18 protein-coding genes are annotated in these 24819 nt (G+C 74.1%); 11 read left to right on the top strand and 7 right to left on the bottom strand.

Going from position 1 to position 24819, the window contains the following annotated elements:
• Nucleotides 1-73 precede the first annotated feature (73 nt).
• Nucleotides 74-2464 carry an ATP-binding cassette domain-containing protein gene (locus tag ACFW1A_RS20045; protein WP_380410448.1) on the top strand — a complete coding sequence of 797 codons (2391 nt, stop codon included), beginning with the start codon at nt 74-76 and terminating at the stop codon, nt 2462-2464.
• Nucleotides 2465-2494: 30 nt separating this feature from the next.
• On the opposite strand, the gene ACFW1A_RS20040 is transcribed toward ACFW1A_RS20045, so the two are convergent.
• Nucleotides 2495-3709 (bottom strand): glycosyltransferase, encoded by a 1215-nt coding sequence (locus ACFW1A_RS20040; RefSeq protein WP_380410447.1) that lies wholly within the window; start codon nt 3707-3709, stop codon nt 2495-2497.
• A 94-nt stretch (nt 3710-3803) separates the two neighbouring features.
• On the opposite strand from ACFW1A_RS20040, the gene ACFW1A_RS20035 reads away from it, so the two are divergent.
• From ACFW1A_RS20035 to ACFW1A_RS20005, 7 genes are all read left to right on the top strand, one after another.
• On the top strand, nt 3804-5312 hold the full coding sequence (locus ACFW1A_RS20035) for an FAD-dependent monooxygenase (RefSeq protein WP_380410446.1): 1509 nt from the start codon (nt 3804-3806) through the stop codon (nt 5310-5312).
• A gap of 41 nt (nt 5313-5353) precedes the next feature.
• Complete coding sequence (locus ACFW1A_RS20030; protein ID WP_380410445.1) at nt 5354-6250, top strand: oxygenase MpaB family protein; 897 nt, start codon at nt 5354-5356, stop codon at nt 6248-6250.
• 343 nt (nt 6251-6593) lie between these two features.
• On the top strand, nt 6594-9011 hold the full coding sequence (locus tag ACFW1A_RS20025) for a protease pro-enzyme activation domain-containing protein (protein ID WP_380410444.1): 2418 nt from the start codon (nt 6594-6596) through the stop codon (nt 9009-9011).
• 323 nt (nt 9012-9334) lie between these two features.
• Entirely contained in the window at nt 9335-10357 is a 1023-nt protein-coding gene (locus ACFW1A_RS20020; RefSeq protein ID WP_380410443.1) for a hypothetical protein, read from the top strand.
• Nucleotides 10358-10463: 106 nt separating this feature from the next.
• On the top strand, nt 10464-10940 hold the full coding sequence (locus tag ACFW1A_RS20015) for an HPP family protein (protein WP_380410442.1): 477 nt from the start codon (nt 10464-10466) through the stop codon (nt 10938-10940).
• A 15-nt stretch (nt 10941-10955) separates the two neighbouring features.
• Complete coding sequence (locus ACFW1A_RS20010) at nt 10956-11423, top strand: SAM-dependent methyltransferase (RefSeq protein ID WP_380410441.1); 468 nt, start codon at nt 10956-10958, stop codon at nt 11421-11423.
• 77 nt (nt 11424-11500) lie between these two features.
• Nucleotides 11501-12265: a TrmH family RNA methyltransferase gene (locus ACFW1A_RS20005; RefSeq protein ID WP_380410440.1), complete on the top strand. Its 765-nt coding sequence runs from the start codon at nt 11501-11503 to the stop codon at nt 12263-12265.
• 26 nt (nt 12266-12291) lie between these two features.
• Here ACFW1A_RS20005 and ACFW1A_RS20000 read toward each other — a convergent pair whose 3' ends face one another.
• Genes ACFW1A_RS20000 through ACFW1A_RS19985 form a run of 4 tightly spaced genes read right to left on the bottom strand, consistent with a single transcriptional unit; the run spans nt 12292 to nt 17610 of the window.
• On the bottom strand, nt 12292-14421 hold the full coding sequence (locus tag ACFW1A_RS20000; protein WP_380410439.1) for an FUSC family protein: 2130 nt from the start codon (nt 14419-14421) through the stop codon (nt 12292-12294).
• Between the two features lie 10 nt (nt 14422-14431).
• Nucleotides 14432-15718 carry an HTTM domain-containing protein gene (locus ACFW1A_RS19995; RefSeq protein ID WP_380410438.1) on the bottom strand — a complete coding sequence of 429 codons (1287 nt, stop codon included), beginning with the start codon at nt 15716-15718 and terminating at the stop codon, nt 14432-14434.
• Nucleotides 15715-16392, bottom strand: coding sequence for a DUF5819 family protein (locus ACFW1A_RS19990; protein WP_380410437.1), 678 nt, complete (start codon nt 16390-16392; stop codon nt 15715-15717). The genes ACFW1A_RS19995 and ACFW1A_RS19990 overlap by 4 nt, the downstream gene beginning before the upstream one ends.
• 24 nt (nt 16393-16416) lie before the next feature.
• The gene (locus tag ACFW1A_RS19985; protein ID WP_380410436.1) at nt 16417-17610 is read right to left on the bottom strand and encodes a rhodanese-like domain-containing protein; all 1194 of its coding nucleotides are present in this window, start codon (nt 17608-17610) and stop codon (nt 16417-16419) included.
• Nucleotides 17611-17932: 322 nt separating this feature from the next.
• Here ACFW1A_RS19985 and ACFW1A_RS19980 point away from each other — a divergent pair, with 322 nt between their 5' ends.
• The gene (locus tag ACFW1A_RS19980; RefSeq protein WP_380410435.1) at nt 17933-20668 is read left to right on the top strand and encodes a SpoIIE family protein phosphatase; all 2736 of its coding nucleotides are present in this window, start codon (nt 17933-17935) and stop codon (nt 20666-20668) included.
• A 6-nt stretch (nt 20669-20674) separates the two neighbouring features.
• Here ACFW1A_RS19980 and ACFW1A_RS19975 read toward each other — a convergent pair whose 3' ends face one another.
• Nucleotides 20675-21328: a hypothetical protein gene (locus ACFW1A_RS19975; RefSeq protein WP_380410434.1), complete on the bottom strand. Its 654-nt coding sequence runs from the start codon at nt 21326-21328 to the stop codon at nt 20675-20677.
• Between the two features lie 353 nt (nt 21329-21681).
• On the bottom strand, nt 21682-23508 hold the full coding sequence (locus ACFW1A_RS19970) for a phosphatidylglycerol lysyltransferase domain-containing protein (protein ID WP_380410433.1): 1827 nt from the start codon (nt 23506-23508) through the stop codon (nt 21682-21684).
• Between the two features lie 185 nt (nt 23509-23693).
• On the opposite strand from ACFW1A_RS19970, the gene ACFW1A_RS19965 reads away from it, so the two are divergent.
• Both ACFW1A_RS19965 and ACFW1A_RS19960 read left to right on the top strand, forming a co-directional pair.
• Nucleotides 23694-24356, top strand: coding sequence for a response regulator (locus ACFW1A_RS19965; protein WP_380410432.1), 663 nt, complete (start codon nt 23694-23696; stop codon nt 24354-24356).
• Nucleotides 24357-24550: 194 nt separating this feature from the next.
• Nucleotides 24551-24790 (top strand): chaplin, encoded by a 240-nt coding sequence (locus ACFW1A_RS19960; protein WP_380410431.1) that lies wholly within the window; start codon nt 24551-24553, stop codon nt 24788-24790.
• Nucleotides 24791-24819: the final 29 nt, after the last annotated feature.

Genomic DNA, 24819 nt, shown 5'->3' with positions numbered 1-24819 from the left:
GCCCCGGCACCCCCGCCGCACCCGTCAGGATCGGAGAAGCGCCGCGGCGCGCGGCGGCCCTAGCCTGGCGGCTATGAACGCAGACACCAGGGGCCACGCCGCCGACAGCCACGACCTGATCCGGGTGGTCGGCGCCCGCGAGAACAACCTCAAGGACGTCAGCATCGAGATCCCCAAGCGCCGGCTGACCGTCTTCACCGGCGTCTCGGGCTCGGGCAAGAGCTCGCTGGTGTTCAGCACCATCGCCGCCGAGTCGCAGCGGCTGATCAACGAGACCTACAGCGCCTTCGTGCAGGGCTTCATGCCCACCCTGGCCCGGCCCGAGGTGGACGTGCTGGACGGCCTGACCACCGCGATCATCGTGGACCAGCAGCGGATGGGCGGCGACCCGCGCTCCACCGTCGGCACCGCCACCGACGCCAACGCGATGCTGCGGATCCTGTTCAGCCGGCTCGGGCAGCCGCACATCGGCTCGCCCAAGGCGTACTCGTTCAACGTGCCCTCGATCAGCGGGGCCGGTGCGGTCACCGTCGAGCGCGCCGGGCAGCAGGTCAAGGAGCGGCGCAGCTTCAGCATCGTCGGCGGCATGTGCCCGCGCTGCGAGGGCCGCGGCACGGTCACCGACATCGACCTGACCCAGCTCTACGACGACTCCAAGTCACTCGCCGAGGGGGCCTTCACCATCCCCGGCTGGAAGTCCGACAGCTTCTGGACGGTCCGCCTGTACGCCGAGTCGGGCGTGCTCGACCCGCACAAGCCGATCCGCGACTTCACCGCGAAGGAGCTGCGCGAGTTCCTCCACGGGGAGCCGCGCAAGGTCAAGGTGGAGGGCGTCAACCTGACCTACGAGGGCCTGATCCCCAAGCTGCAGAAGTCGATGCTGTCCAAGGACAAGGAGTCGCTGCAGCCGCACCTGCGGGCCTTCGTGGAGCGCGCGGTCACCTTCACCGCGTGCCCCGACTGCGACGGCACCCGGCTGAGCCGGCAGGCCCGCTCCTCGAAGATCGGCGCCGTCAGCATCGCCGACGCCTGCGCGATGCAGATCAGCGACCTGGCCGACTGGGTGCGCGGGCTGGCCGAGCCCACGGTGGCCCCGCTGCTCGGCTCGCTGCAGCAGTTGCTCGACTCCTTCGTGGAGATCGGCCTGGGCTACCTCTCGCTGGACCGGTCGGCCGGCACGCTCTCCGGCGGCGAGGCGCAGCGGGTGAAGATGATCCGCCACCTGGGCTCCTCGCTGACCGACACCACCTACGTCTTCGACGAGCCCACCACCGGCCTGCACCCGCACGACATCCGGCGGATGAACGACCTGCTGCTGCGCCTGCGCGACAAGGGCAACACGGTGCTGGTGGTGGAGCACAAGCCGGAGACCATCGCGATCGCCGACCACGTGGTCGACCTCGGTCCCGGGGCCGGCCCGGCCGGCGGCAGCGTCTGCTTCCAGGGCGACGTCGAGGGGCTGCGCACCAGCGGCACCAGCACCGGACGGCACTTCGACGACCGGGCCCGGCTGAAGGACACCGTGCGCACGCCCACCGGGGCGGCCCGGATCCGCGGCGCGAGCAGCCACAACCTGCGCGCGGTGGACGTGGACCTGCCGCTCGGCGTGCTGACCGTGGTCACCGGCGTGGCCGGCTCCGGCAAGAGCTCGCTGGTGCACGGCTCGCTGCCGCAGTGGTCGCAGACCGTGCCGGGCGGGGTGGTGGCGATCGACCAGAGCCCGATCCGCGGCTCGCGGCGCAGCAACCCGGCCACCTACTCGGGCCTGCTGGACCCGATCCGCAAGGCCTTCGCCAAGGCCAACGGGGTCAAGCCGGCCCTGTTCAGCGCCAACTCCGAGGGCGCCTGCCCGGGCTGCAACGGCGCCGGGGTGGTCTACACCGACCTGGCGATGATGGCCGGGGTGGCCACCGTCTGCGAGGAGTGCGACGGCAAGCGGTTCGACGCCTCGGTGCTGGAGTACCACTTGGGCGGGCGGGACATCAGCGAGGTGCTGGCGATGCCGGTCGACGAGGCCGCGGCCTTCTTCGCCGCGGGCGAGGCCCGCACCCCGGCCGCGCACCGGATCCTGGAGCGGCTGGCCGACGTGGGACTGGGCTACCTGACCCTGGGGCAGCCGCTCACCACGCTCTCCGGCGGCGAGCGGCAACGGCTCAAGCTGGCCGCGCAGATGGCCGAGCAGGGCGGCGTCTACGTGCTGGACGAGCCCACCGCCGGCCTGCACCTGGCCGACGTCGAGCAACTGCTCGGCCTGCTGGACCGGTTGGTCGACGCCGGCAAGTCGGTGATCGTGATCGAGCACCACCAGGCGGTGATGGCGCACGCCGACTGGATCGTGGACCTCGGCCCCGGGGCCGGCCACGACGGCGGCCGGGTGGTCTTCGAGGGCACCCCGGCCGAGCTGGTGGCCGGCCGCCGCACCGTCACCGGCGAGCACCTGGCGGCCTACGTCGGCGCGGTCTGACCCGGCGTCGCCGGGCCGCCTGACGACCTGTCAGCCGGCCCGGCGGGGGTGGAAGACCCAGCCGCGCAGCAGCCCGAACCGGACCACCGTGGCCAGCGCGTTGGCCAGCACCAGGATGACCAGCTCGGTGCCGTGCGAGGCGTCCGGGGCCACCGCGCCCAGCAGCCGGACCGCCGCGCTGCTCAGCCCCAGGCCGATCAGGAAGGCGATCCCGCCCTCCACCTGGTGGCGCAGCGCGTCCCGGGTCCCGGTCACCCCGAAGGTGAAGCGCCGGTTGGCGGCGGTGTTGGCCACCGCGGTCAGGCCCTGGGCCAGGAAGTTGGCCGCCAGCGCCGGCAGCGGTTGCCGCAGCCCCAGGTAGAGCAGCACGTACGCCAGCGTGGAGAGCGTCCCGACCGCCGCGAAGCCGGCCAACTGCCGCCCGGGGCCCGGGGCCGGGCGGACCCCGCGCACCGGGAGCGCCGACTCCGCCCGGCCGCCGCCGGCCAGCGAGCGGCGGGCCACCCGGGCCATGCCGCGCAGGTCGTCCAGCGCGGTGCGCACGATGTCCACCCGGCTGTCCGGGTCGTCCACCCAGTCCACCGGCACCTCGTGGATGCGCAGCCCGCGCCGCTCGGCGAGCAGCAGCAGCTCGGTGTCGAAGAACCAGGCGTTGTCCTCGACCGCGCCGAGCAGCCGCTGCACCACCTCGGTGCGGCCCGCCTTGAACCCGCACTGGGCGTCCGAGAACTTGGCCGCCAGGGTGGCGCGCAGCAGCAGGTTGTAGGTGCGCGAGACGAACTCGCGCTTCGGTCCGCGCACCACCGCCGAACCGCGGTGCAGCCGGCTGCCGATGGCCAGGTCGCTGTGGCCGGAGAGCAGCGGGGCGACCAGCGGCAGGAAGGCCTCCAGTCCGGTGGACAGGTCGACGTCCATGTACGCCACCACGTCGGCCTCGCTGCTGCCCCAGACCTGGCGCAGCGCCCGGCCGCGCCCCTTGAGCCCCAGGTGCACCGCCCTGACCTGCTCGAACTCGGCGGCCAGCGCGGTCGCCACGGCCCAGGTGCCGTCGGTGCTGGCGTTGTCGGCGACGGTGATCAGGAACGGGTAGGGGAAGGTCTCGGCCAGGTAGCCGTGCAGTCGGCGCACGCAGCGCTCCAACACGTGCTCCTCGTTGAACACCGGCACCACGACCTCGACCGACCGGGTGCGCACGGCCGTCGGCCGGATCAGGGCGAGCGGGGACTGCGGCGCGGACTCTGTCATGCGAAGGAGATTCACAGCGCCGGATGGGCCCGCGATGATGGGAAGCTGAACGGGGCCTGAGAACCCCCGCCCCGGCCGAGTACGGAGGATGCGCATGTCCGACCAGGTGACCGAGTCCGACGTCCTGGTGGTCGGCGCGGGCCCCACCGGCCTGCTGCTGGCCGGCGACCTCGCGGCCGCCGGGCTGCGGGTGACGCTGCTGGAGAAGCGCGGCCAGGAGTCCAACCTGACCCGGGCGTTCGCCGTGCACGCCCGCACCCTGGAGCAGTTGGACGCCCGCGGCTTGGCCGACGACCTGATCGCCACCGGCACCCCGCTGGACCGGCTGCAGCTGTTCGGGCGGCTCGGGCTGGACCTGGGCACGCTGCCCACCCGGTTCCCGTTCGTCCTGATCACGCCGCAGTACCACACCGAACGTCTGCTCCAGGAGCGGGCGTTGAAGGCCGGCGCGGTGATCCTGCGCGGCCACCGGGTGACCGGCCTGCGGCAGGACGCGCACGGGGTCACCGTGGAGGCGGACACCGCCGACGGCCTGACGGTCCATCGGGCCGGGTACCTGGTCGGGACCGACGGGGTGCACAGCGCGGTGCGGGAGCTGACCGGCATCCCGTTCCCCGGTGAGTCGGTGGTCAGTTCGGTGCTGCTGGCCGACGTGCGGCTGGACCGCGCGCCCAGCAGCGTGCTCACGGTCGGCGCGACCGAGGACGGCTTCGGCTTCCTGGCCCCGTTCGGCGACGGCTGGTACCGGGTGATCGCCTGGGACCGGACCCGCCAACTGCCGGACGACGCACCGGTCGAGCTGGCCGAGATCGCCGACATCACCCGGCGCACCCTGGGCGCGGACTACGGCCTGCACGACGCCCGGTGGATGTCCCGCTTCCACAGCGACGAGCGGCAGGTGCCGCGCTACCGGGACGGCCGGGTGCTGCTCGCCGGGGACGCCGCGCACTGCCACTCGCCGGCCGGCGGCCAGGGGATGAACACCGGCCTGCAGGACGCGGCCAACCTCAGCTGGAAGCTGGCCGCGGTGGTCCGGGGCCACTGCCCGCCGTCGCTGCTGGACAGCTACCAGGACGAGCGGCACCCGGTCGGCAAGCTGGTGCTGCGCACCTCCGGCGGGCTGGTCCGGCTGGCGCTGGCCCGCACCGCCGCCGCCCGCGCGGCCCGCTCGCTGGTGACCACGGTGGCCGAGCGGCTCGGCCCGCTGGTGACCCGGGGCACCCGGACCGTCTCGGGCATCGGGATCAGCTACCCGGCCGAGCCGGGCGCGCACCCCTTGGCCGGTCGGCGGGTGCCGGACCTGCGGCTGGCGGTGGACACCCCCGGGCAGCCGACCCGGCTCTACGAGGCCCTGCGGACCGGCCGTTTCGTGCTGGTCAGCGCCGACCAGCGGGCCCCCGGGGCGCCGTTCGCCGGGCTGGAGCCGGAGGTGGCCCAGGACTGGGGCGACCGGCTGGTGCAGGTGGCCCCGGCCGACCCGCACGGCAAGCTGCGGGCCACCGTGCTGCTGGTCCGGCCGGACGGCTACGCGGCCTGGGCGGCGGCCGACCCGAACCGCGGCGAGCTGCGGGCGGCCCTGCTGCGGTGGCTGGGTGCGCCCTGAGCCGTGCTCACCCGGCGGCCGCCGTGCCACGATGGGGCGCCATGAAGCGCTTCGACCGCCTGCGTCAGATCCGCCGCCTCGACCCCGAGCGGGACTTCCTGGAGATCTACCGGCTCACCGCCACCTACGAGTTCCCCTGGGACCACACCAGGGCACTGGAGCTGGCGCTGTACCGCACCTACGCGGTGCCGAGCATCGGTCGACTGCTGGACCGGACGGCGGAGCTGACGGACCGTTCGCAGAAGCGGTACGACGACACCTCGCTGCTGCTCGGCGCGGTGACCGAGCACGGCTTCGACTCGGCGCGCGGGCGCACCGCGATCCGCCGGATCAACCAGATGCACCAGCGCCACCCGATCAGCAACGAGGACATGCGCTACGTGCTCTGCACCTTCGTGGTGATGCCCAAGCGGTGGATCGACCGGTACGGGTGGCGCCGGCTCAGCGAGCACGAGCTGCGCGCCACCGCCGCCTACTACCGCCACCTGGGCCGCCTGCTGGGCATCAAGGAGGTGCCGGCGGACTTCGCCGCCTTCGAGGAGTGCCTGGACGCCTACGAGGCCGCCCACTTCGGCTGGGACGAGGGTTCCCGGCGGGTCTCCGACGCCACCCTGGACCTGATGGCCTCGTGGTACCCGCGCCGGCTGCGCCCGGCGGTGCGCCGGGCCAGCACGGCGCTGCTGGACGAGCCGCTGCGCCGGGCCTTCCGCTACCCGGCGCCGGACCCGGTCACCACCGCGCTGGTGACCGGGGCGCTGCGGCTGCGGGCCCGGGTGGTGCGCGCCCTGCCGCCGCGCCGCCGGCCGCACTACGCCCGGCAGAACCCGGAGATCAAGGGCTACCCGTACGGCTTCCGGCTGGCCGGGCTGGGGACGTTCCCGCCGGCCGCCGGCGGCTGCCCGGTACCGCACCGGAACCTCACCGAACCTGACGGCTGAGCGCCGGATCCGGCCAGTTCCGAAACAACCGCGGCAGAAAAACCACGGCGCGGTGTCACCGCGGTGGCCGCGCCGTTGGTTCGACTGCGCCGAACCGGTCCAGACCACTTGTCCGAAACAATCCGTTCCGCCGCATTCCGCGAAAGTCTGGACCAACCTATTCACTGAATAGGAACGGGTCAACTCTGTTCAGATTCCCGATTTCCACACTTGACTGTTATTTGGTATTTCATTGCCTGGTCTTTGCGCTTTTCCCAGGCTATTTCTGGGATCTTCTTCGGAGCGTTCTCGACCCCGAACGCCCCCGCCCCCTCCGGTCCCCATGCCGGCTCAAGGAGGTCCCGTGCGCCCCCGTTCCCTCGCCCTCGCCGCCGCCATAGCCCTGCTGCCGGTCTCGGCAGCCTCGCTGGGCCTGGCCACCGCCCAGGCGGCCGCCCCGAACGTCGCGGCCCCGCGCGTGGCGCTGCCGAACACCGTCACCCCGGCGGTCGCGCACTCGCAGAAGCAGGGCGACCTGCCCGCGGCCAAGCAGCTCTCGGTGGCCGTCGGCCTCAAGCTGCGCAACCAGGCCGACCTGGACGCGTTCCTGGCCGCCGTGGCCGACCCGAAGTCGGCGAGCTACGGCCGGTACCTGACCCCCGAGCAGTTCACCGCCCGCTACGCCCCGGCCCAGGCCGACGTGGACCACGTGGTGGCGTACCTGAAGTCGCACGGCCTGACCACCTCGGTCAGCGCGAACCGCCAGGTCGTCGACGTCCAGGGCTCGGCCGAGCAGGTCCAGGCCGCCTTCGGCACCCACGAGAGCGCCTACTTCGACGCCGCCGCGCAGCGCTCCTTCTTCGCCAACGACGGCGCCGCCTCGCTGCCGGCCGACGTCGCCGCCCTGGTGGTCGGCGTCAACGGCCTGAACGACCACACCGTGCGCACCACCCGGCTGGCCAAGCCGAACGCGGCCACCCCGAACGCCACCCCCAGCGGCTTCGGCCCGGGCCAGTACGACGGCGCCTACAACCTGAACAAGGTCGGCGCGGACGGCACCGGCGTGAAGGTCGCGCTCTGGGAGTTCGACGGCTACACCCGGTCCAACCTGACCACCTACGACAGCCAGTACGGCCTGACCGGCCCGGCCGTCACCACGGTCTCGGTGGACGGCGCCAACTACGACAGCAAGCCCGGCGACGGCCAGGGCGAGGTCGAGCTGGACTCGGAGATCGTGCGCGGCGTGGCGCCCAAGGCCACCCAGCTGGTCTACGAGGCCCCCAACAGCGACCAGGGCGAGATCGACATGGCCGCCAAGATCGTGGCGGACAACCAGGTCTCGGTCATCTCCATCTCCTGGGGCTCCTGCGAGCCGGACACCACCGCCTCGGTGATGAACACCGTCGCGAACTCCTTCAAGCAGGCCGCCGCCCAGGGCATCTCGGTCTTCTCCGCCTCCGGCGACGACGGCTCGCGCGACTGCACCCGCTCGACCAGCGGCTCGACCGTCAAGTCGGTCGACTACCCGGCCTCCGACCCGAACGTCACCGGCGTGGGCGGCACCAACCTCAAGGTCTCCGGCACCAGCTACTCCTCGGAGAGCGCCTGGAGCACCGCCGGCGGCGGCGTCTCCACCCAGTTCGCCAAGCCGTCCTGGCAGACCGGCACCGGCGTCAGCGGCACCATGCGCACCGTGCCGGACGTCTCCTCCAACGCCGACCCGGCCAGCGGCTTCGCCATCTACACCCAGGGCAGCACCGGCCCGGGCTGGCAGGTCTACGGCGGCACCAGCGCCGCGGCCCCGCTCTGGTCCGGCTACACCGCGCTGTTCAACCAGAAGGCCGCCGCCGCCACCAAGCCCAACCTGGGCCAGGCCAACCCGGCGCTGTACCAGGTGGCCAACAGCAGCAGCTACGGCACCGCGTTCCACGACGTGACCAGCGGCGCGAACCAGGACTTCAGCACCAAGACCGGCTACGACCAGGTCACCGGCTGGGGCACCCCGGTCGCCGACGCGCTGACCACCGCCCTGCTCGGCGGCGGCACCGGCACCCCGGGCAACACGGTCTCGGTGACCAACCCGGGCAGCCAGAACGGCACCGTCGGCACCGCCGTCTCGCTGCAGCTCAGCGGCACCGACTCGGCCACCGGCCAGACCCTGAGCTACTCGGCCGCCGGCCTGCCGGCCGGCCTGTCGATCAGCGCCGGCGGCCTGGTCTCCGGCACCCCGACCGCGGCCGGCACCTCCTCGGTGACCGTCACCGCCAAGGACACCACCGGCGCCACCGGCTCCACCACCTTCACCTTCACGGTGGCGGCCGGCACCGGCTGCACCCCGGCCCAGCTGCTCGGCAACGGCGGCTTCGAGACCGGCACCGCCGCCCCGTGGACCGCCTCCTCCGGCGTGGTCGACAACTCCTCCTCCGAGGCCGCCCACTCCGGCTCCTGGAAGGCCTGGCTGGACGGCTACGGCTCCAGCCACACCGACACGCTGTCGCAGACCGTCACCGTCCCGGCCGGCTGCAAGGCGACCTTCAGCTTCTGGCTGCACGTGGACACCGCCGAGACCGGCTCCACCGCCTACGACAAGCTGACCCTCACCGCCAACGGCACCACCCTGAAGACCTGGTCCAACACCGACGCGGCCACCGGCTTCACCCAGCGCACCGTCGACCTGTCGGCCTACGCCGGCCAGACGGTGACCCTCAAGTTCACCGGCACCGAGGACTCCTCGCTGCAGACCAGCTTCGTGATCGACGACGCCACCCTGAACGTCGGCTGAGTGCTTTCGCGACTGCCTGTCATTCCCTGGTCGCTCACCGACACCAAAGTGTGAGAAATCCCAGGTAGTGAGACATCCCGCCGTACCGGGCCATCCCCGGTGCGGCGGGATTGTTGCATTTGCGTTTCACACTTTTGGAGGCAGCCGGGGGTTGCGTGAAGTTAATTTGTCGTGACCACTGTCATAGCGCGCGGTTGATGACGTAGCCTCTGGTGCCTGCGTATGGTTCCTGCAGCTCGGTGACGTCCCCACAACGTCACCGAGCCGGTCCCGCCGCGTAAGTCTCCAGGCAACGGGGCGGCTGGTGGGGAAGGTTATTTCGCATGGGCACGCAATTTCCGCAGAACGCCGGTCACCTACGCCTGGTGGAGCAGTCGGCCGGCCCGGTCGCGCTCCGCGCCGCGGGGGCCACCGGTGCCGTCCACCCGCTGCCGCCCACCGTCTGCCCGGCCGCGGGCGCCGACTTCGCCCAGACCCTGCACGCCGCGATCGAGGCCAGCGGGCTGAGCCTGGACCGGATCCGCACCGAGCTGGTCCAGCAGGGCGTCAGGGTCAGTGTCACCACCCTCAGTTACTGGCGGCGCGGCCGCAGCCAGCCGGAGCGGGCCGCCTCGGTGCGCGCGGTGGCCCTGCTGGAGGAGCTGCTCGGGCTGCCCGCCGGCACCCTGTCCAGCCTGCTCGGCCCGCCCCGCCCGCGCGGGCGCTGGGTGGCCCAGCCGGTGCCGGACGCCCTGCCGGTCTCCGCGATCTGGCCGGAGGAGCAGCAGATCGCCGAGGTCTTCGACGAGTTGGACGCGCCGCCGATCGGCGAGCTGGAACGGCTGAGCGTGCACGACGCCTACTACGTGGGCCCCGACCGGCAGGGCCAGACACTGCGCACCCGGCAGGTGGTGCGGGCCACCACGGCCGGGGTGAACCGCTGCCTGGTGGTGCAGAAGGCGGACGAGGGCACCGTCGGCTGCCCGGAGATCACCTCGATCCGGCACGCCCGGCAGGGCCGGGTGCGGCGCAAGCCGGAGATCGGCCTGCTGGTCTCCGAGCTGCTGCTGGACCGGCCGCTCGGCCAGGGCGACTCCACCGTCTTCGAGTACGAGGTCGAGCTGCCGCCGGCCGGTCCCACCACGGTGTACGCCCGGCGGTTCGCGGTGCCGGTGCGCGAGTACGTGCTGCAGGTGCACTTCGACCCGGCCACCCTGCCGGCGCACTGCGAGCGGTACGAGCGGGGCGGCGGCGAGGAGCGGGACCGGCTGCGCGAGCGGCTCTGGATCGGCGCCTCGGCCAGCGTGCACGCGATCGCCACCGACCAGCAGCCGGGCCAGACCGGGATCCGCTGGGAGTGGGACTGACCGCGGCGCAAGCGGGTTTGCCCGGGTGGCAAGGCGCTGTCCGGACGACCCGGACCCCGGCCAGGCTTGGGGGCACCGCCTCCCCCCGACCGACCCGGAGTCCCGCATGCCCACCTCCTTCTGGCACCACCCGCTGACCGCCGTCCGGGCCGCCGGCTTCTCGGTCGGCGCGCTGCTGCTGCTGGTCGGCGTCGGCGTGGTGCTGCGGCAGCCGCTGCTGATCCCGCCGCTGGCCGCCAGCGCCGCCCTGGTGCACGGCGCCCCGGGCCTGCCGCTCTCCCAACCGCGCAACCTGGTCGGCGGGCAACTGCTCTCCGCCCTCACCGGCTACGCGGTGCTGGCGGTGGCCGGGCCCGGGGTCTGGGGCGCGGCGGTGGCCGGCGGGCTGGCGCTGGGCGCCATGCTGCTGGCCCGGGTGCCGCACTCGCCGGCCGCCGCCACCGCGGTGATCGTGGTGATGCAGGCCCCGCCGGCCGTCCGCTTCGTACCGCTGCTGGCGCTGGCCACCGTGCTGCTGGTGGCGATCGGGCTGCTGCCCGGGCGGACCGGACAGCACCCGGTGCGCTACCCGGTGCGGTGGTGAGGCAGGATCGGTCGGATGGACAACACCATTGAGCTCCACCCGATCGGGTGGGTGGTCGGCGGCCGCACCGAGGTGGTCGACGACGACTGGGGACAGGTCGAGGCCGTGATCCGGCTGGACCGGGAGCGCTACTCGGACGAGGCGCTGCGCGGGCTGGACGCCTTCACCCACCTGGAGGTGGTCTTCCACTTCCACCGGGTGCCCGAGGACCGGATCGAGACCACCGCCCGCCGCCCGCGCGGCAATCCCGACTGGCCCGAGGTGGGCATCTTCGCCCAGCGCGGCAAGAACCGGCCCAACCGGCTGGGCGTCTCCCGCTGCCGACTGCTCGCCGTGGACGGGCACGAGCTGCGGGTGCGCGGCCTGGACGCGGTGGCCGGCACCCCGGTGCTGGACCTCAAGCCGTGGCTGGCCGAGTTCGGTCCGCTGGGCGAGACCGGGCAGCCGGCCTGGGCCACCGAGCTGATGCGCGACTACTACTGACGCCGCGTCGGGCCCGGCCGCCCCGGCGCGCCGGGCCCGGGGCCGGCCCGGCCGGCCCGCCGTGCGACAGTGCTGGCATGACCAACCACGACGCCGACCGGCTCGCCCTGCACCGGTGGCGGGAGCTGGCCGGGCGCCCGGACAGCCTGCTGATCGACGGGTTCCACGCGCTCAAGCACACCCTGCGGTTCGGCGGCACGGTGCACCTGGTGCTCACCACCGACCCGGCGGGCCTGGCCGGGCTGGCCGCGGACCTGGCGCCCGACGTGGCCGCCGGGATCGCCGCGCGCGCCGTGGCGGTGCCGCCCGCCGTGCTGCGCGAGCTGGTGCCCCGGCCGCACCCGACCGGGGTGGCCGCCCTGGCCGTCCGCCCCGACCCGGAGCAGGTGCTGGACCGGCTGCGGGCCGCGCCCCGCACCGCCCCCGTGGTCGTGCTGGACAACCCGCGCAACCTGGGCAACATCGGGGCCGTGGTCCGGCTGGCCGCCGGCGCGGGCGCCACCGGCGTGGTCACCACCGGGGACGTGGACCCGTGGCACCCCACCGTGGTGCGCGGCGGGGCCGGCCTGCACTTCGCCACCGCGGTCGCCCGGCTGACGCCGGACCGGTTCCCGGCCGGCCCGCGCTACGTGCTCGACCCCGAGGGCACCGACCTGCGCGACGTCACCCTGCCCGACGCCGCCCTGCTCGTCTTCGGCTCCGAGCGGCACGGCGTCTCGCCCGGACTGCGCGCCACCGCCGACGCGCTGCTCGCCCTCCCGATGCGTCCGCAGGTCTCCAGCTACAACCTCGCCACCTCGGTGGCCATGACCCTCTACCACTGGCTGGCCGGGGCCCGGTAGACGCCGGACGGTCAGTCCCCGGTCGGTCAGCCCCTGGGCCGGCGCAGCGCCCGTTCGAGGTCGGCCAGCGCGCCGACCAGCAGGCGGCTGCCGGCCCGGACCACGTCCTGCTGGTCGGTCAGGCTGCGGTGGGTGAGGGCGAGCTCGGGGTCGGTGGCCGGGGTCTCGGCGGCCTCCCACTCCTGCTGGGCCAGCCGCACCGGACGGAAGTCCACCGGCGTCCCGGTCAGCACCGCGGCCCCGGCGGCGGCGGTGGACTCGGTCAGCAGCCGGCCGAACTGCGCCGCCCCGTGCACCGGCTCGGCCTGACGGGGCGGCAGGTGAGCCTCCATCAGCAACGAGATCCGGGACAGGTGCCCGAGCGCCTCGCGGACCCGGCCGAGCTGCTTGCGGCTCAGCTGCGGGGAGTGCGCGCCGTGCCGCACCGGCTCCGCCTCGGCCCGCTCGCGCGCCTGCAGGAACGCGGCCCGCGCCTCCCGGAGGTCCAGCAGCGCCGCCCGCACCGCCCGCGGGTCGCGGCCCGCCGGATCCCCGTAGCCGGCCAGCACCGCCCCGCTGTACCGGCCCACCGCGGCGATCCACTCCGCGGTCCGCTCCGGCAGCCGGGCGGTCTCCCAGGTGGGGAACAGGGCGTAGCCCAACAGCGCCACCGCTCCGCCCAGCAGGGTCATCAGGATCCGCTCGGTCCCGGTCTCGACCGCGTTGCCCGAGCCGATCGACAGCAGGAAGACCACGTAGGCCGAGATGCAGGTGGTGGCCAGCGCGTACCCGGTGCGCAGGGTCAGGTAGGCGCCGCCGATGCAGAGCACCGCCAGCCCGCAGGAGAGCCGGTCCCCCGGATCGGCCAGCAGCACCACGCCGGTGGCCAGCGCCACCCCGACCACGGTCCCGGCCACCCGGGCCACGCCGCGGCTGTAGGTCTGCCCGAAGTCGGGGCGGATCACCATCGCCGCGGTCATCGCCGCCCAGTAGCTGTGGTGCAGCCCGGTCAGCCGGGCCAGCAGGTAGGCCGCGGTGACCACCCCCGACAGCCGCACCGCGTGGTGCAGCACGGGGGAGCCGGTGCGCAGCTGCCGCCGGGCCGAGCGCACCGCCACCGGCACCATCCGCGCCAGTCCCGGCCGGCGCAGCACCCCGTCCACCCCCGGCAGCGGGACCTCCAGGGTGGACTCGCCGGTGGACGGGTCCAGGGTGCCGGTGGCCCGCCCCAGCAGGGTGGTCAGCCGCCGCGCCGCGCGCAGCGCCGGGCCGCGCAGCACCCGCCCGGGGGCGGCCAGCGCGGCCGGCGCCGTCGTCGGGTAGACCAGCGGCTGCCCGGTGCGGATCGCCCGGGCCAGCGCGTCCAGCAGCTGCGCGGCACCGTCCAGCAGCTCCCGCGCCCGGTCCCGCTCCGGCCCCTCGGCGGCCGCGCCCAGCTCCGGGTCGGCGATCGCCGCCAGGGTGGGCCGGATCCGCTCGGCCATGCTGCGCAGCCCGCTCAACTCGGCCGGCCGGCGGCGGGCCTGCCAGGGGGTCAGGGTCGCGGCGTGGCGGGCCGTCATCAGCGGGGCCGGGTCGATGGTGGCGTGCGGGTCGTGCCGCAACCGCCGCGCGTAGTCGGCCAGTTCCGCGTACGCATCGGCCAGCGCGGCACGCTGCGCGCTCCAGTTCTTCACCGGGAAGAGCGTGATCACCAACGCCTGCACCCCGCCGCCGAGCGCGCACAGCGCGGCGTGGCCCGCCGCCGTGGGCACGCTGACGGGCAGTTGGACGACCACCAGCATCACGGTCACCGTGTTGGCCGCCACCACGCCCGCGGTCGGTCCCAGCGCCCAGGCCAGCCCGGCCGCGAAGCACCAGGCGGCCAGCAGCACCGGGAAGAGCCCGGGCACCCCGACCGCCAGGTAGCCCAGGAAGGTGCTGACGCCCAGTCCGGCCCCGGCCGCCAGCGCCAGCGAGGGGCGCGGCCGGAAACTGCGCTGGAAGGTCGCCGTCCCCGCGATGAAGGCGCCCATCGCCGCCGAGGTGGCCTGGGCCGGCCCGAACAGCGCCAGCACCGGGAAGATCACCAGCGCCACCGCGGCCGCCCCGCGCACCGCCCGCACCGGGTCGCCGATCGCCCGCTCCAGCCGCAGCCCCGCCCGTCCGGTGTGACGGAGAGCGGCAAGCCACGGCATAACAGACATTCTAGGCGGCGGCCGGCCTCCGCCCGCGCGCCAGGACGCCCAGTCGGACCAGGAAGGCGGTGGGCAGGAAGACCGCGTCCGCCGCCACCATCGCCAGCGAGAAGATCGGCAGGCCCAGCAGCACCGCGATCCCCAGGTGCTCCAGCACCATCATCACCAGCAGCACGTTCTTCGCCCGGCGCGACCAGAGCACCACCGGGAAGGCCAACTGGGCCAGCACGGTGCCGTAGGAGAGCGCGAAGACCACCAGCATGCTGGAGCCGAGCAGCGCGGACAGGCCCGGCCAGGGGGTGAAGTAGTCCAGGTGCAGCGGGTAGTAGAGCGCGGTGCCGTCCTGCCAGCGCGAGCCCTGCACCTTGTACAGGCCGGCCGTGGTGTACACCAGCACCACCTGGGCGCCGATCACCACCATCGCGCAGTGGTGCACCATGCTGCCCAGCGCGTCCAGCACCGCCCGCGCCTCGCTCCGCGGCCGCCACCGGGTGACGGCGTACCAGAGCCCGGCCACCGCCCACAGGGTCCACAGCAGCGCCGCCCAGCCCAGGTGCGGCCAGTCCGGGGCGGACCAGGCCAGGTGCCCGGTCAGCTGGGCCGCCGTCAGGGCGGCGGCGCTGCCCAGCCAGAGCAGCACGCCGGACAGCGGGCCGTCCGGTCGGCCGCGCGAGCGCCGCCGGGCGTCCAGCGACCAGACCTCGGCGCACCGGGTGAAGGCCAGGTAGATCGCCATCAGGTGGATCAGGTTGTCGCCGCCGTCGCCGACCAGGATGCTGCGGTTCTGCACCGAGAGGACGCCGAGCAGGAAGAGCACCGAGCTGAACCTGGTCCGCCAGCCGAGCAGCATCAGCACCGCGGCCAGCAGCGACACCGCGTAGCAGGCCTCGAACCACCAGCGCCCGTCGTGCCAGAGCAGCGCCGAGAACGCGTGGTTCTGCGCCGTCATCCGGTCGGCCAGCGACAGGCTCCAGGCGGCCCGGTCGCCGTAGAGGACCCGGCGCTCGGGCCACTCGCGCAGCAGTTGCAGGGTCACCACCAGGGCGAAGCCGATGCGCACCGCCGCCGCCTGGTACCGGGCCAGCGGACGGCCGGTGAACGCCTCCAGCGCCCGGGCCAGCAGGTCGCCGGCGCGCGGGCGGGCGGCGGGCGGCGCCGGGGCGGGCCCGGCCGCGCCGGCCGGACCGACCGGGTCGTCGAGCTCGGCGGGCAGCGGCCCGCCCTGCTGCGGGATGGCGGGCAGCAGCCCCTCGCCCGTCCGGGCGGAGGCCTGCGGGCCCGGTGCGGAGCCAGTCATGCCAACCCCTGGTAGTCCGTGTCGGAGACCGGCCACCAGGGCAGCTCGGTGTACTGGACCTGGCCGCTCTGGTGCTGCCCGGCCCACGCCGGCGGCTGCACCGGGTCGGTGGCCGAGCGCACCTGGAGCGCGGTGACCGGTCCGCCCTCCGCGGGGCGGCCCAGCCGCTGCAGCGCGACCCGCTTGAGGTACTGCTCGGCCAGCTCGCTGCGCAGGCCCGCGGTGGGCTGCTGCTGGGCGTCGTGGGTGCTGTCGTAGAAGTCCCAGGCCCGGCGCAGCAGGTTCTGGTCGACGTGGCTGGGCATCGGGTTGTGCCGGATCGCGGCGATGTCACGGGCCGTCAGGTCGATCCAGCCGCCGTCGCCGCCCGCGGTCCGGACCCGGACCTGGACCGCGATGTTGAACTGCAGCGGGTCCGGCGCGAAGAGCTTCCAGTTCTGCTCGAACTCCGGGTAGACCAGCCCGTTCAGCTTGGTCTGGTACCGCTGGGTGACCGGCCCGGGCGGTGCGGACTGCAGGAAGAGGCCGGCGAGCAGCACCAGGGTCGAGGTGACCAGCGCCACCCCGGCCCCGGAGAGCACCAGGACGGCGGGCAGCGACCAGCGCCGCGGCGACGGACCGGGCGGCTCGCCCGCCGGCTGCGCCCCGCCGTCTCTTTCCCCGGTTCCGGTCATCCGTCCCCCTCGGGCCCAGGCCGCCTAGAGCACGAAGGCCTGGTCGCCGGAGCTGCTGACCATCGGCCGGCCGGCCTGCTCCCAGGCGAACATGCCGCCGTCCACGTTGACCGCCTCCCGGCCCTGGGCGATCAGGTACTGCACCACCTGGGCGGACCGGCCGCCGACCCGGCAGAGCACGTAGAGCGGGGCGTCGGGCACCTCGTCCAGCCGGGCGGTGAACTGGCTCATCGGGATGTGCAGCGCGTCCGCGGCGTGGCCGGCGTCCCACTCGTCCTGCTCGCGCACGTCGAGCAGCACCGCGTCGCTGGGCAGGTCGGCCACGTCGGCGGTGGGGATCTGCTGGAACATGCCGGGGTACTCCTGTCGGTCGGGGGCGGACGCGTGGCGGCCCGCGGACGGCCCATTGTCACCCGGCGCGGCGTCCGGTGGGGCCCAAGTCAGCAATCGGGACAGCTCGGCCTGCAACTCGGCGGCCTTGGCCAGCAGCTGGTCGGCGAGCTCGGCCAGCAACCGGTCCGGGTCGCCGGCGCCGAGCGCCAGCAGCCCGCCCATCGCGGTGGACTCCAGCTCGACCCGCTCGGCGGCCAGGGCGGCGACCCGCGCGGTCAGCCAGGCCAGCCGCTGCTCCAGCCAGGCACCGCGGTCCGGCGCGTCCGGCGCCGGCGCGCTCTCGGGCGCGGTGGACCACTCCTCGGCCAGCGCCCGCAGCGCCCCGGTGTCGCCGAGCGCGTAGGCCTCGTTGGCCCGGGCGATGAAGGCGGAGCGGCGCTCCTGCTCCGCCGGGTCGGTGGACAGGTCGGGGTGGGCCTGCCGGGCCAGCTCGCGGTAGAGCCGCTGGGCCTCCTTGCCCGGGCGCACCCGGGGCGGCGCCACCACCGGCTCGGTGGCCTCGGCGGCCTCCCGGACCGTCGCGAAGAGCGCGTCCAGGTCCGGCAGCTCGTCCACCACCCGCCGGGCCGCGGCGGCCCGCCGCCGGTCCTCCGGGTCGCCGGTGCGCGCCGCCCGGGCCTCGGCGACCAGCGCCTCCAGCTCGTCCAGCCGGGCGTAGAGCGGACCGAGCCGCTCGTGGTGGATCAGCGCGAAGTTGTCGATCTCCACCCGCAGGGTGGCCACGTCCACGTCCAGGGTCAGCCAGGCCAGCTCGGTGGCGGCGACCCGCTCCTCCAGCCACTGCCGCTCGGGGTCGGTCCACGGGACCGGGCTGACTGCGGTCACTGCTCGCCTCGCTCATCCAGTTCCTCGGCCCTTGCGGCGCCCGGGCGCAGCCGAGCCTACCCGGGCCCGCCGCGCCGACCGAGGGCAGTGCCGAACGGGTGACGGCGGGCGGGCGGCGATTTCAGGCCAGGCAGGAGATGGACAGGGCGTGCGACAGGGCGCACGCTGGGTGACACGCAACTGATACTGAGGAATCTGGCGGTTTCGGTACCGGTCACCGGCCGGTCCGTGCTTCGCTGGGAGCGGCACTGGCGAGAACCTGATACCTGACAGCCGCACAGGTGGCCGACTCGGCCGGACAGGCGGGAGCGACACGGACCCCATGGTGGACGACCCGAACTCAACAGCGGACACCCAGGCCGAACCCCGTTCGCTGGGTACGGTGGCCGCCGCCGCGCTCGGCGGGGCGGCCGGTCAGGCCGATCCGGCGGAGCCGGTCGAGCAGCCCTCCGGCGTGGTCGCCATGGTGCGCCTCGCCGCGGTGCTGATCGACCCGGACGGCCGGATCGCGCAGTGGAACCGGACCGCCGAGGAGCTGTTCGGCCACCGCACCGAAGCGGTGCAGGGCCTGCCGGCCGGCGGGCTGCTGCCGGCCGTCGAGCCGCGCCGGCCGACCGATCCGGTGGCGACCGCCCGGCGCTGCGACGCCTTCGACACCCTGGACGACCTGACCGCGTCCGGCGCCTGGGCCGGTCTGATGCCGGTGACCGACCGGGAGGAGCGGCCCCGCTCGGTGCTCTGGTGGGCCTACCCGCTGGTCGAGCCGGACGGCCGCAGCCTGCTGCTGCTGGCCGCCGACGCCCGCCCGCTGCGCCAGCGCGGCCCGCGGATCGCGATCGGCCGCCGGCTGCTGCCGTACGCGGCCGAGGGCGCCCAGGGTGCCCAGGGCGCCCAGGGCGCCCAGGGCACCTTCCACCGGATCTCCGCCGCGCTCGGCCCCACCGCACCCGGGGGGGCCGGCGCGCTGGCCCCGCTGCTGGGCCGGCTCGGCGCCGCCCGGCAGCGCGCGCTGCTGCGCCAGGTGGCGGCCGCCGGGGCACCCGCGCTCTGGGTGGACGCCACCACCCGGCTGCCCGTGGTCCCGCCGCCGCACGCGCCGGCCGCCACCGGGGTGGCCGCGCTCGCCGCCGGGCTGGGCCGGCGCTACCCGACCCCGCAGCAGCGGGTGGCCGCCGCCGGCCTGCGGGTGGTCCCCGAGCCGCGCCCGGCCGCGGCCGCGGACGACCCGGTGGCCGCCGAGCCGCCCGAGCAGCACGCCGTGACCGTGCCGGGGCCGCGCGGTGCGGCCGCCGAGCCCGCCCCGGGAGGTCCGCTGACCGTCGACCGGCCGCCCGCGGCCACCGTGCCCGCCGCTCCCGACGCCCCGCCCGGACCGCCGCCCGGCGGTGTCCAGGCCGGCGAGCAGCTGGCCCTGCTGAACGAGGTGGGCGGCAAGGTCGGCACCACCCTGGACCTGGACGCCACCGCCCGCGAGCTCTGCCAGGTGCTGGTCCCGCGGGTGGCCGACTTCGCCTGCGTGGACCTGCTGGACCGGCTGATCTCGGACGCCGAGCTGCCCGAGGAGCAGCCCGACGACGACACCATGCTGCGCCGGGTGGCCCGCAGCTTCGCCGAGTCCTCGCACTGGAGCCACGTGCTGGAGGAGGGCGCGCTGCTGGCGATGCCCCGCTCCACCCCGCCCGGGATGGCGCTGCAGCGCAACCAGGCGGTGCTGGTGCCGGCCGTCACCAGCGACATCGCGGTGGACTACGCGGCCGCCCTGGGCGGCGGGGCGAACCTGGTCCCGGTGGTCTCCGGGCGCTCGATGCTGGTGCTGCCGCTCTCCGCCCGCGGCACCGTGCTGGGCATCCTCAAGCTGCTGCGGCTGCCCGACCGCACCCCGTTCGACGACGCGGACGCGGCCACCCTGCTGGAGCTGGCCGCCCGGGCCGCGCTCTCGCTGGACAACGCCCGGCTGCACCGGGCCGAGTCCAAGGTGGCCACCACGCTGCAGCGGTCGATGATCCCGACCCGCCCGCCGCGGATCCCCGGGGTGCAGATCGCGCACCGCTACATGCCGGGCGACCGCCGGGCCGAGGTGGGCGGCGACTGGTTCGACGCGATCCAGCTGCCCGGCAGCCGGGTGGCCCTGGTGGTCGGCGACGTGATGGGCCACGGCCTGCACTCGGCGGCCGCGATGGGCCGCTACCGCACCGCGATGCAGACCCTGGCCGCGCTCGACCTGCCGCCCGGCCAGCTGCTGCGCCACCTGGACAACCTGGCCCAGAAGATCGGCGACGACCACCTGGCCACCTGCCTGTACGCGGTCTACGACCCGATCAACCGCACCTGCGAGCTGGCCAGCGCCGGCCACGTCCCCCCGGTGCTGGTCCACCCGGACGGCACCGGCGAGCTGCTGGAGATCCCGGCCGGCGCCCCGATCGGGGTCGGCGGGGTGCCCTTCGTGGCCAAGAAGATCGAGGTCGAGGACGGCTCGATGCTGGTGCTCTGCACCGACGGCCTGGTCGAGGTGCGCGGCGGGGACATAGGGGAGGGCCTGGCGGCGCTGTGCGGCAACCTGATCGACCCCCGGCGCACCCCGGACGAGGCCTGCGACACCGTGCTGGACCGGCTGCACTCGGACGACCGCAAGGACGACGTGGCGCTGCTGGTGGCCCGCTTCGACGGCGTGGCCGAGACCGAGGTGGCCACCTGGACCCTGGCGGTGGACACCGCCGAGGTGCGCCGGGCCCGTCAGCTGGTCCGCGACCAGCTGACGGCCTGGGGGCTCACCGCGCTGGCCGACACCACCGAGCTGCTGGTCAGCGAGCTGGTGACGAACGCGGTGCGGGTGGCCCGGGACTACGTCCAGCTGCAGCTGATCCGGGTGGACAAGCTGCTGGTGGAGGTCAGCGACGACAACCACAACCTGCCCTCGCTGGAGCCCGCCGAGTCGATGGACGAGAACGGGCGGGGCCTCAACCTGGTCAGCAAGCTGGCCGAGCGCTGGGGCACCGCCCGCAAGGCGGTGGGCAAGGTGGTCTGGTTCGAGCAGCCGCTGCCGCGCGGCTACCGCTGAACCGGGTCAGGCGGTGCGCTGGCGGGCCTCGGTGGTGACCAGCCGGGCCGCCCGGACGCCGGCGAGGACCCGCGGCCAGTAGCTGCCGAAGACCTCGCCGGTGGCGGCGATCAGCACGGCGGTGGCCAGCGCCACCACGTGCTCCAGGCCGGCCAGGTTGGGCAGCTCCACCGCCTCGGCCACCATGGCCGCGATCACCGCGCCGCCGGTGAACCAGGCCCTGGTCTTCCAGGCGATGCAGACGGCCAGCGCCACCACGGCCGCCGACGGCCCGGTGTCGCGGATGTGCCCGACGTAGGCCGGGAAGCCGAGGAGCCGGTCGGGACCGAGCTCCACCCCGACCCGGGCGAACAGCGTGCCGGCCAGCGTGCAGGCGTAGGCGACCAGCAGGGTCACCTTGCGGCCCAGCACGATCTCGGCGATGCCGAAGACCAGCAGCACCTGGGCCAGCGCGCCCCAGACCGGCAGGTCCAGGGCCGGCACGTAGAGCGACAGCGGCGTGCGCAGCAACGACACGTCCAGCGGCAGCACGGCGCGCACCACGCCGACCTGGTTGACGAAGCGCTCACCGCCCGGCAGGTGCTGGACGATGCTGAACAGGAGGATCAGGAACGTGGCCCCGACCGCCAACGGGACGGACGCGAATTTCCTCCGCGCCACATGATCCCGAACGGTCACGAACAGTGTTCCCCACTCGGCGACGGCGGCCCGCTGGAGATACCCCAGCCAGCCCCGTCGCTCGCCCCCCGTGTGGGTCCTCTGGTTCACGACAACCTCTCTCGGTAGTCCTGCTTCCGATTTCTCCGGGCCCGGTGTCCGCACCGGTGCCGACTCACGCTTTCTCTCTCCAGCCTAGGTAGTCCGAACCGCGCGCGACTCGGTCTTCGAGCCGATTTACGACTCATCCCCAAGTGGGACTCGACACTATTCGCGGTGTCCCCCAGTCCGCCGTCCGGGGGATACAGGGGTGAATAGGGGTGGCCCGCAGGCGCCCTCCGCCCCCCGGCGGAGGGTTACCCGTTCCCGCTGCCTTCCGCCGTCGGCAGCGCCGGGCCGGCCGCGTCCGCGGTCGGGCGCCGGTGCCGGCGACGGAAGAGCGTGGGAAGCCTCGGTGCGGTGATGAATCCCTCCGCCCGTGCGTTGGCGATGCCGATCCGCGGGATTTCGCTGCTCTTCTCGAAGAGCAGGTAACGCGGCTCCCAGATCGGCCGGTACTTCGCGTTCGCCCGGTAGAGCGACTCGATCTGCCACCAGCGGGAGAAGAATCCGAGCACCCCCCGCCACAACCGCAGCACCGGGCCCGCGCCGAGCCGCGAACCGCGCTCGAAGACCGAGCGGAACATGGCGAAGTTCAGCGAGACGCGTTCCAGCCGGAGTTCCTTGCCGCCCTTCTCCAACAGTTCGATCACCATGAACTCGACCAGCCCGTTCTCGGACTCCCGGTCCCGGCGCATCAGGTCCAGCGACAGGCCCTTGTCGCCCCAGGGCACGAAGCTCAGCAGGGCGCGCAGCTCGCCGTCCCCGTCGTGGCACTCCAGCATCACGCAGCGCCCGTCGGCCGGATCGCCCAGCCGGCCCAGCGCCATCGAGAAGCCGCGCTCGGTCTGCCCGTCCCGCCACCGGTCGGCCTTGTCCAGCAGGTCGGCCATCTCGGGCTCGGGGATCTCCTCGTGCCGGCGGATCCGGACCGTGTAGCCGGCCCGCTTGACCCGGTTGTAGGCCTGCCGGACCACCCGCATCGCCCGGCCGTCCAGCGAGAACTCGTCCAGCTCGACGATCGCCTCGTCGCCCAGCTCCAGGGCGTCCAGGCCGTGCCGGGCGTAGATCACCCCGGCCTCCTCGGAGGCGCCGGTGACGGCCGGCGCCCAGGCGTGCTCGCGGGCCTCGGCCAGCCAGAGCTCGATCGCGCCCGGCCAGGCCTCCGGGTCGCCGATCGGGTCGCCGGAGGCCAGCGAGACCCCGCCGACCACCCGGTAGGTGATCGCCGCCTTGCCGGTCGGCGAGAAGATCACCGCCTTGTCCCGGCGGGTGGCGAAGTAGCCCAGCGAGTCCCGGTCGCCCTGCCGGTCCAGCAGCTCGCGCAGCTTCTGCTCGTCCTCGGGGGTGAGCAGCTCCTTGCCCCGCGGGCTGCGGAAGGCGACGTACATGACCAGCAGGAAGAGCACCGCGCCCATCGCGTTGATGAAGGTGTTCACCCAGTTGGGCACATTGATCACGTCCAGCACCCGGTCCGACGGAGTGACCGTGATCATGCGGAAGATCGCGTACCGGAACCGGTCGCCGAAGCCGGCGCCGGAGAGCGTGTTGAAGATCTCCACCAGCACGGAGCCGATCAGCCCGCCGACCAGCAGGCCGCCGAAGAAGGTGGCCACCGCGGTCCACACGTTGGACCGGTCGCCCTTGGAGGTGAACTCCTTGCGCCCGACCACCAGGCAGAGCATGAACAGGCCGGTCAGCACGGTGGAGAAGTAGTTGAAGCCGTGCGCGTCGTAGTGGTCGCTGCCCGGTACGGTCAGCGCCAGCACGTAGACCAGGAAGGTCAGTCCGCCCAGCCCGAAGTTGAAGATCCACGCGGCCCGCTTGCGCCGCCGCATCGCCACCGCGAGGAAGAGCGAGAGAACCGCCGTGGCCAGACCTGCCGTCATCAGGTACGGGGTGAAGTACTCGCCCTCGGAGTGGTGCCGGACCGTCGCCCGGAACGGCGAGGCCACCACTGCCAGCAGGTTCAGCAGGGCGATCAGCCGCAGGTACCAGACCGTGCCGTGCGCCGCGACGGAGCGGAGCTTGGCCGACCGGGTCGGGGCGGCCGCGCGCGGCTGCTTGCTGGTGGTGGTGGACACAGGCTCATTCCAGACGATCAGGTCCAGGCGCGCATCCGCACCTGGTGGAACGTCATCAATCGTGGCTCAGCCGGTGCCGCCGGCGCGTGAACCGGAACGCCGATTCCGACCCCGCCGATCGGCGGGGGTGACGGCCCGTGGACGCCCTAGGCTCTTGGCCGACGGGAGTGAGTGAGGGAGGCGGAATGGACCCCATCCGCGTGGTGGTGGTGGACGACGAGCTGCTGGTCCGGTCGGGCCTGGGGCTGATCGTCGGATCGGCTCCCGACCTGGAGCTGGTCGGCAGCTGCTCGGGCGGCGAGGCGTTGGAGCTGGTGCGGCGGCTGCGCCCGCACGTGGTGCTGCTGGACGTGCGGATGCCCGACCTGGACGGGATCTCGGTGCTCAAGCAGCTGCGCGCGCTGCCCGAGCCGCCGGCCGTGTCGATGCTGACCACCTTCGACACCGACGAGTACATCGGCACCGCACTGCGCTCCGGGGCGGCCGGTTTCCTGCTCAAGGACACCGCCCCGGACCAACTGGTGCACGCGGTGCGGATCCTGGCGGCCGGCGGCAGCATGCTGTCCCCGGCGGTGACCCGCACGGTGATCGGCGGCTACGTGGAGGGCGGCGGCCCGGACTCCGGAGCGCTGGCCCTGGTGGGCACGCTGACCGGGCGGGAGCTGGACGTGCTGGCGCTGCTCGGCGAGGGGCTGGCCAACGCGGAGATCGCCGAGCGGCTGTTCCTGGGCACCGGCACGGTCAAGGACCACATCAGCGCGATCCTGGGCAAGCTCGGCGCGGCGAACCGGGTGCAGGCGGCGGTGATAGCGCACCGGGCGGGCCTGGTCCGGCCGAGCCGTCCGTAACGAGCGCGGCGGGGCCGGGGAGCTGCGCCGAGCGGGTGACTTGGGCGGGGCGCGGGGTGGCGGTCCCGCGCTCGGCGGACCCGAGGACCAAGAGTGACCGGGGGAACACTTCCGGCCAGGAACGGTCGCAGGCGTTCTCGCGCGATCTCGATCGCTCCGCGAGGAGCGATCCCGTCGAGGAATGGAGTACACCCATGAAGGACTTCCGCAGGGCTCTGGGCCTGGCCGTCGCCGCCGGCGCGCTGGTGCTGGGCGGCGCGGGTGCGGCCGCTGCCGACGCCAACGCCGAGGGTGTCGCGGTCGGCTCGCCCGGCGTGCTGTCCGGCAACGTCATCCAGGTCCCGATCCACATCCCGATCAACATCTGCGGGAACTCGATCGGCGTGGTCAGCATTGCCAACCCGGCCTTCGGCAACACCTGCGTGAACGCCTGAGCCTCCGGCTCGACGGCCGGCCCCGCCAC

This window comes from Kitasatospora sp. NPDC058965, from assembly GCF_042741245.1.
GTDB lineage: Bacteria > Actinomycetota > Actinomycetes > Streptomycetales > Streptomycetaceae > Kitasatospora.
This window is presented reverse-complemented; position numbering and strand designations above follow the sequence as displayed.

What these genes read in the sequence shown, in the direction of transcription:
- ACFW1A_RS20030 (WP_380410445.1), top strand. Translation starts at nt 5,354, where the DNA reads ATGAAGCGCTTCGACCGCCTGCGTCAGATCCGCCGCCTCGACCCCGAG.
- ACFW1A_RS19990 (WP_380410437.1), bottom strand. Translation starts at nt 16,392, where the DNA reads ATGACCGGAACCGGGGAAAGAGACGGCGGGGCGCAGCCGGCGGGCGAG.
- ACFW1A_RS20040 (WP_380410447.1), bottom strand. Translation starts at nt 3,709, where the DNA reads ATGACAGAGTCCGCGCCGCAGTCCCCGCTCGCCCTGATCCGGCCGACG.
- ACFW1A_RS20000 (WP_380410439.1), bottom strand. Translation starts at nt 14,421, where the DNA reads ATGCCGTGGCTTGCCGCTCTCCGTCACACCGGACGGGCGGGGCTGCGG.
- ACFW1A_RS20045 (WP_380410448.1), top strand. Translation starts at nt 74, where the DNA reads ATGAACGCAGACACCAGGGGCCACGCCGCCGACAGCCACGACCTGATC.
- ACFW1A_RS19960 (WP_380410431.1), top strand. Translation starts at nt 24,551, where the DNA reads ATGAAGGACTTCCGCAGGGCTCTGGGCCTGGCCGTCGCCGCCGGCGCG.
- ACFW1A_RS19965 (WP_380410432.1), top strand. Translation starts at nt 23,694, where the DNA reads ATGGACCCCATCCGCGTGGTGGTGGTGGACGACGAGCTGCTGGTCCGG.
- ACFW1A_RS20035 (WP_380410446.1), top strand. Translation starts at nt 3,804, where the DNA reads ATGTCCGACCAGGTGACCGAGTCCGACGTCCTGGTGGTCGGCGCGGGC.
- ACFW1A_RS20020 (WP_380410443.1), top strand. Translation starts at nt 9,335, where the DNA reads ATGGGCACGCAATTTCCGCAGAACGCCGGTCACCTACGCCTGGTGGAG.
- ACFW1A_RS19995 (WP_380410438.1), bottom strand. Translation starts at nt 15,718, where the DNA reads ATGACTGGCTCCGCACCGGGCCCGCAGGCCTCCGCCCGGACGGGCGAG.
- ACFW1A_RS19980 (WP_380410435.1), top strand. Translation starts at nt 17,933, where the DNA reads ATGGTGGACGACCCGAACTCAACAGCGGACACCCAGGCCGAACCCCGT.
- ACFW1A_RS20015 (WP_380410442.1), top strand. Translation starts at nt 10,464, where the DNA reads ATGCCCACCTCCTTCTGGCACCACCCGCTGACCGCCGTCCGGGCCGCC.
- ACFW1A_RS20010 (WP_380410441.1), top strand. Translation starts at nt 10,956, where the DNA reads ATGGACAACACCATTGAGCTCCACCCGATCGGGTGGGTGGTCGGCGGC.
- ACFW1A_RS20005 (WP_380410440.1), top strand. Translation starts at nt 11,501, where the DNA reads ATGACCAACCACGACGCCGACCGGCTCGCCCTGCACCGGTGGCGGGAG.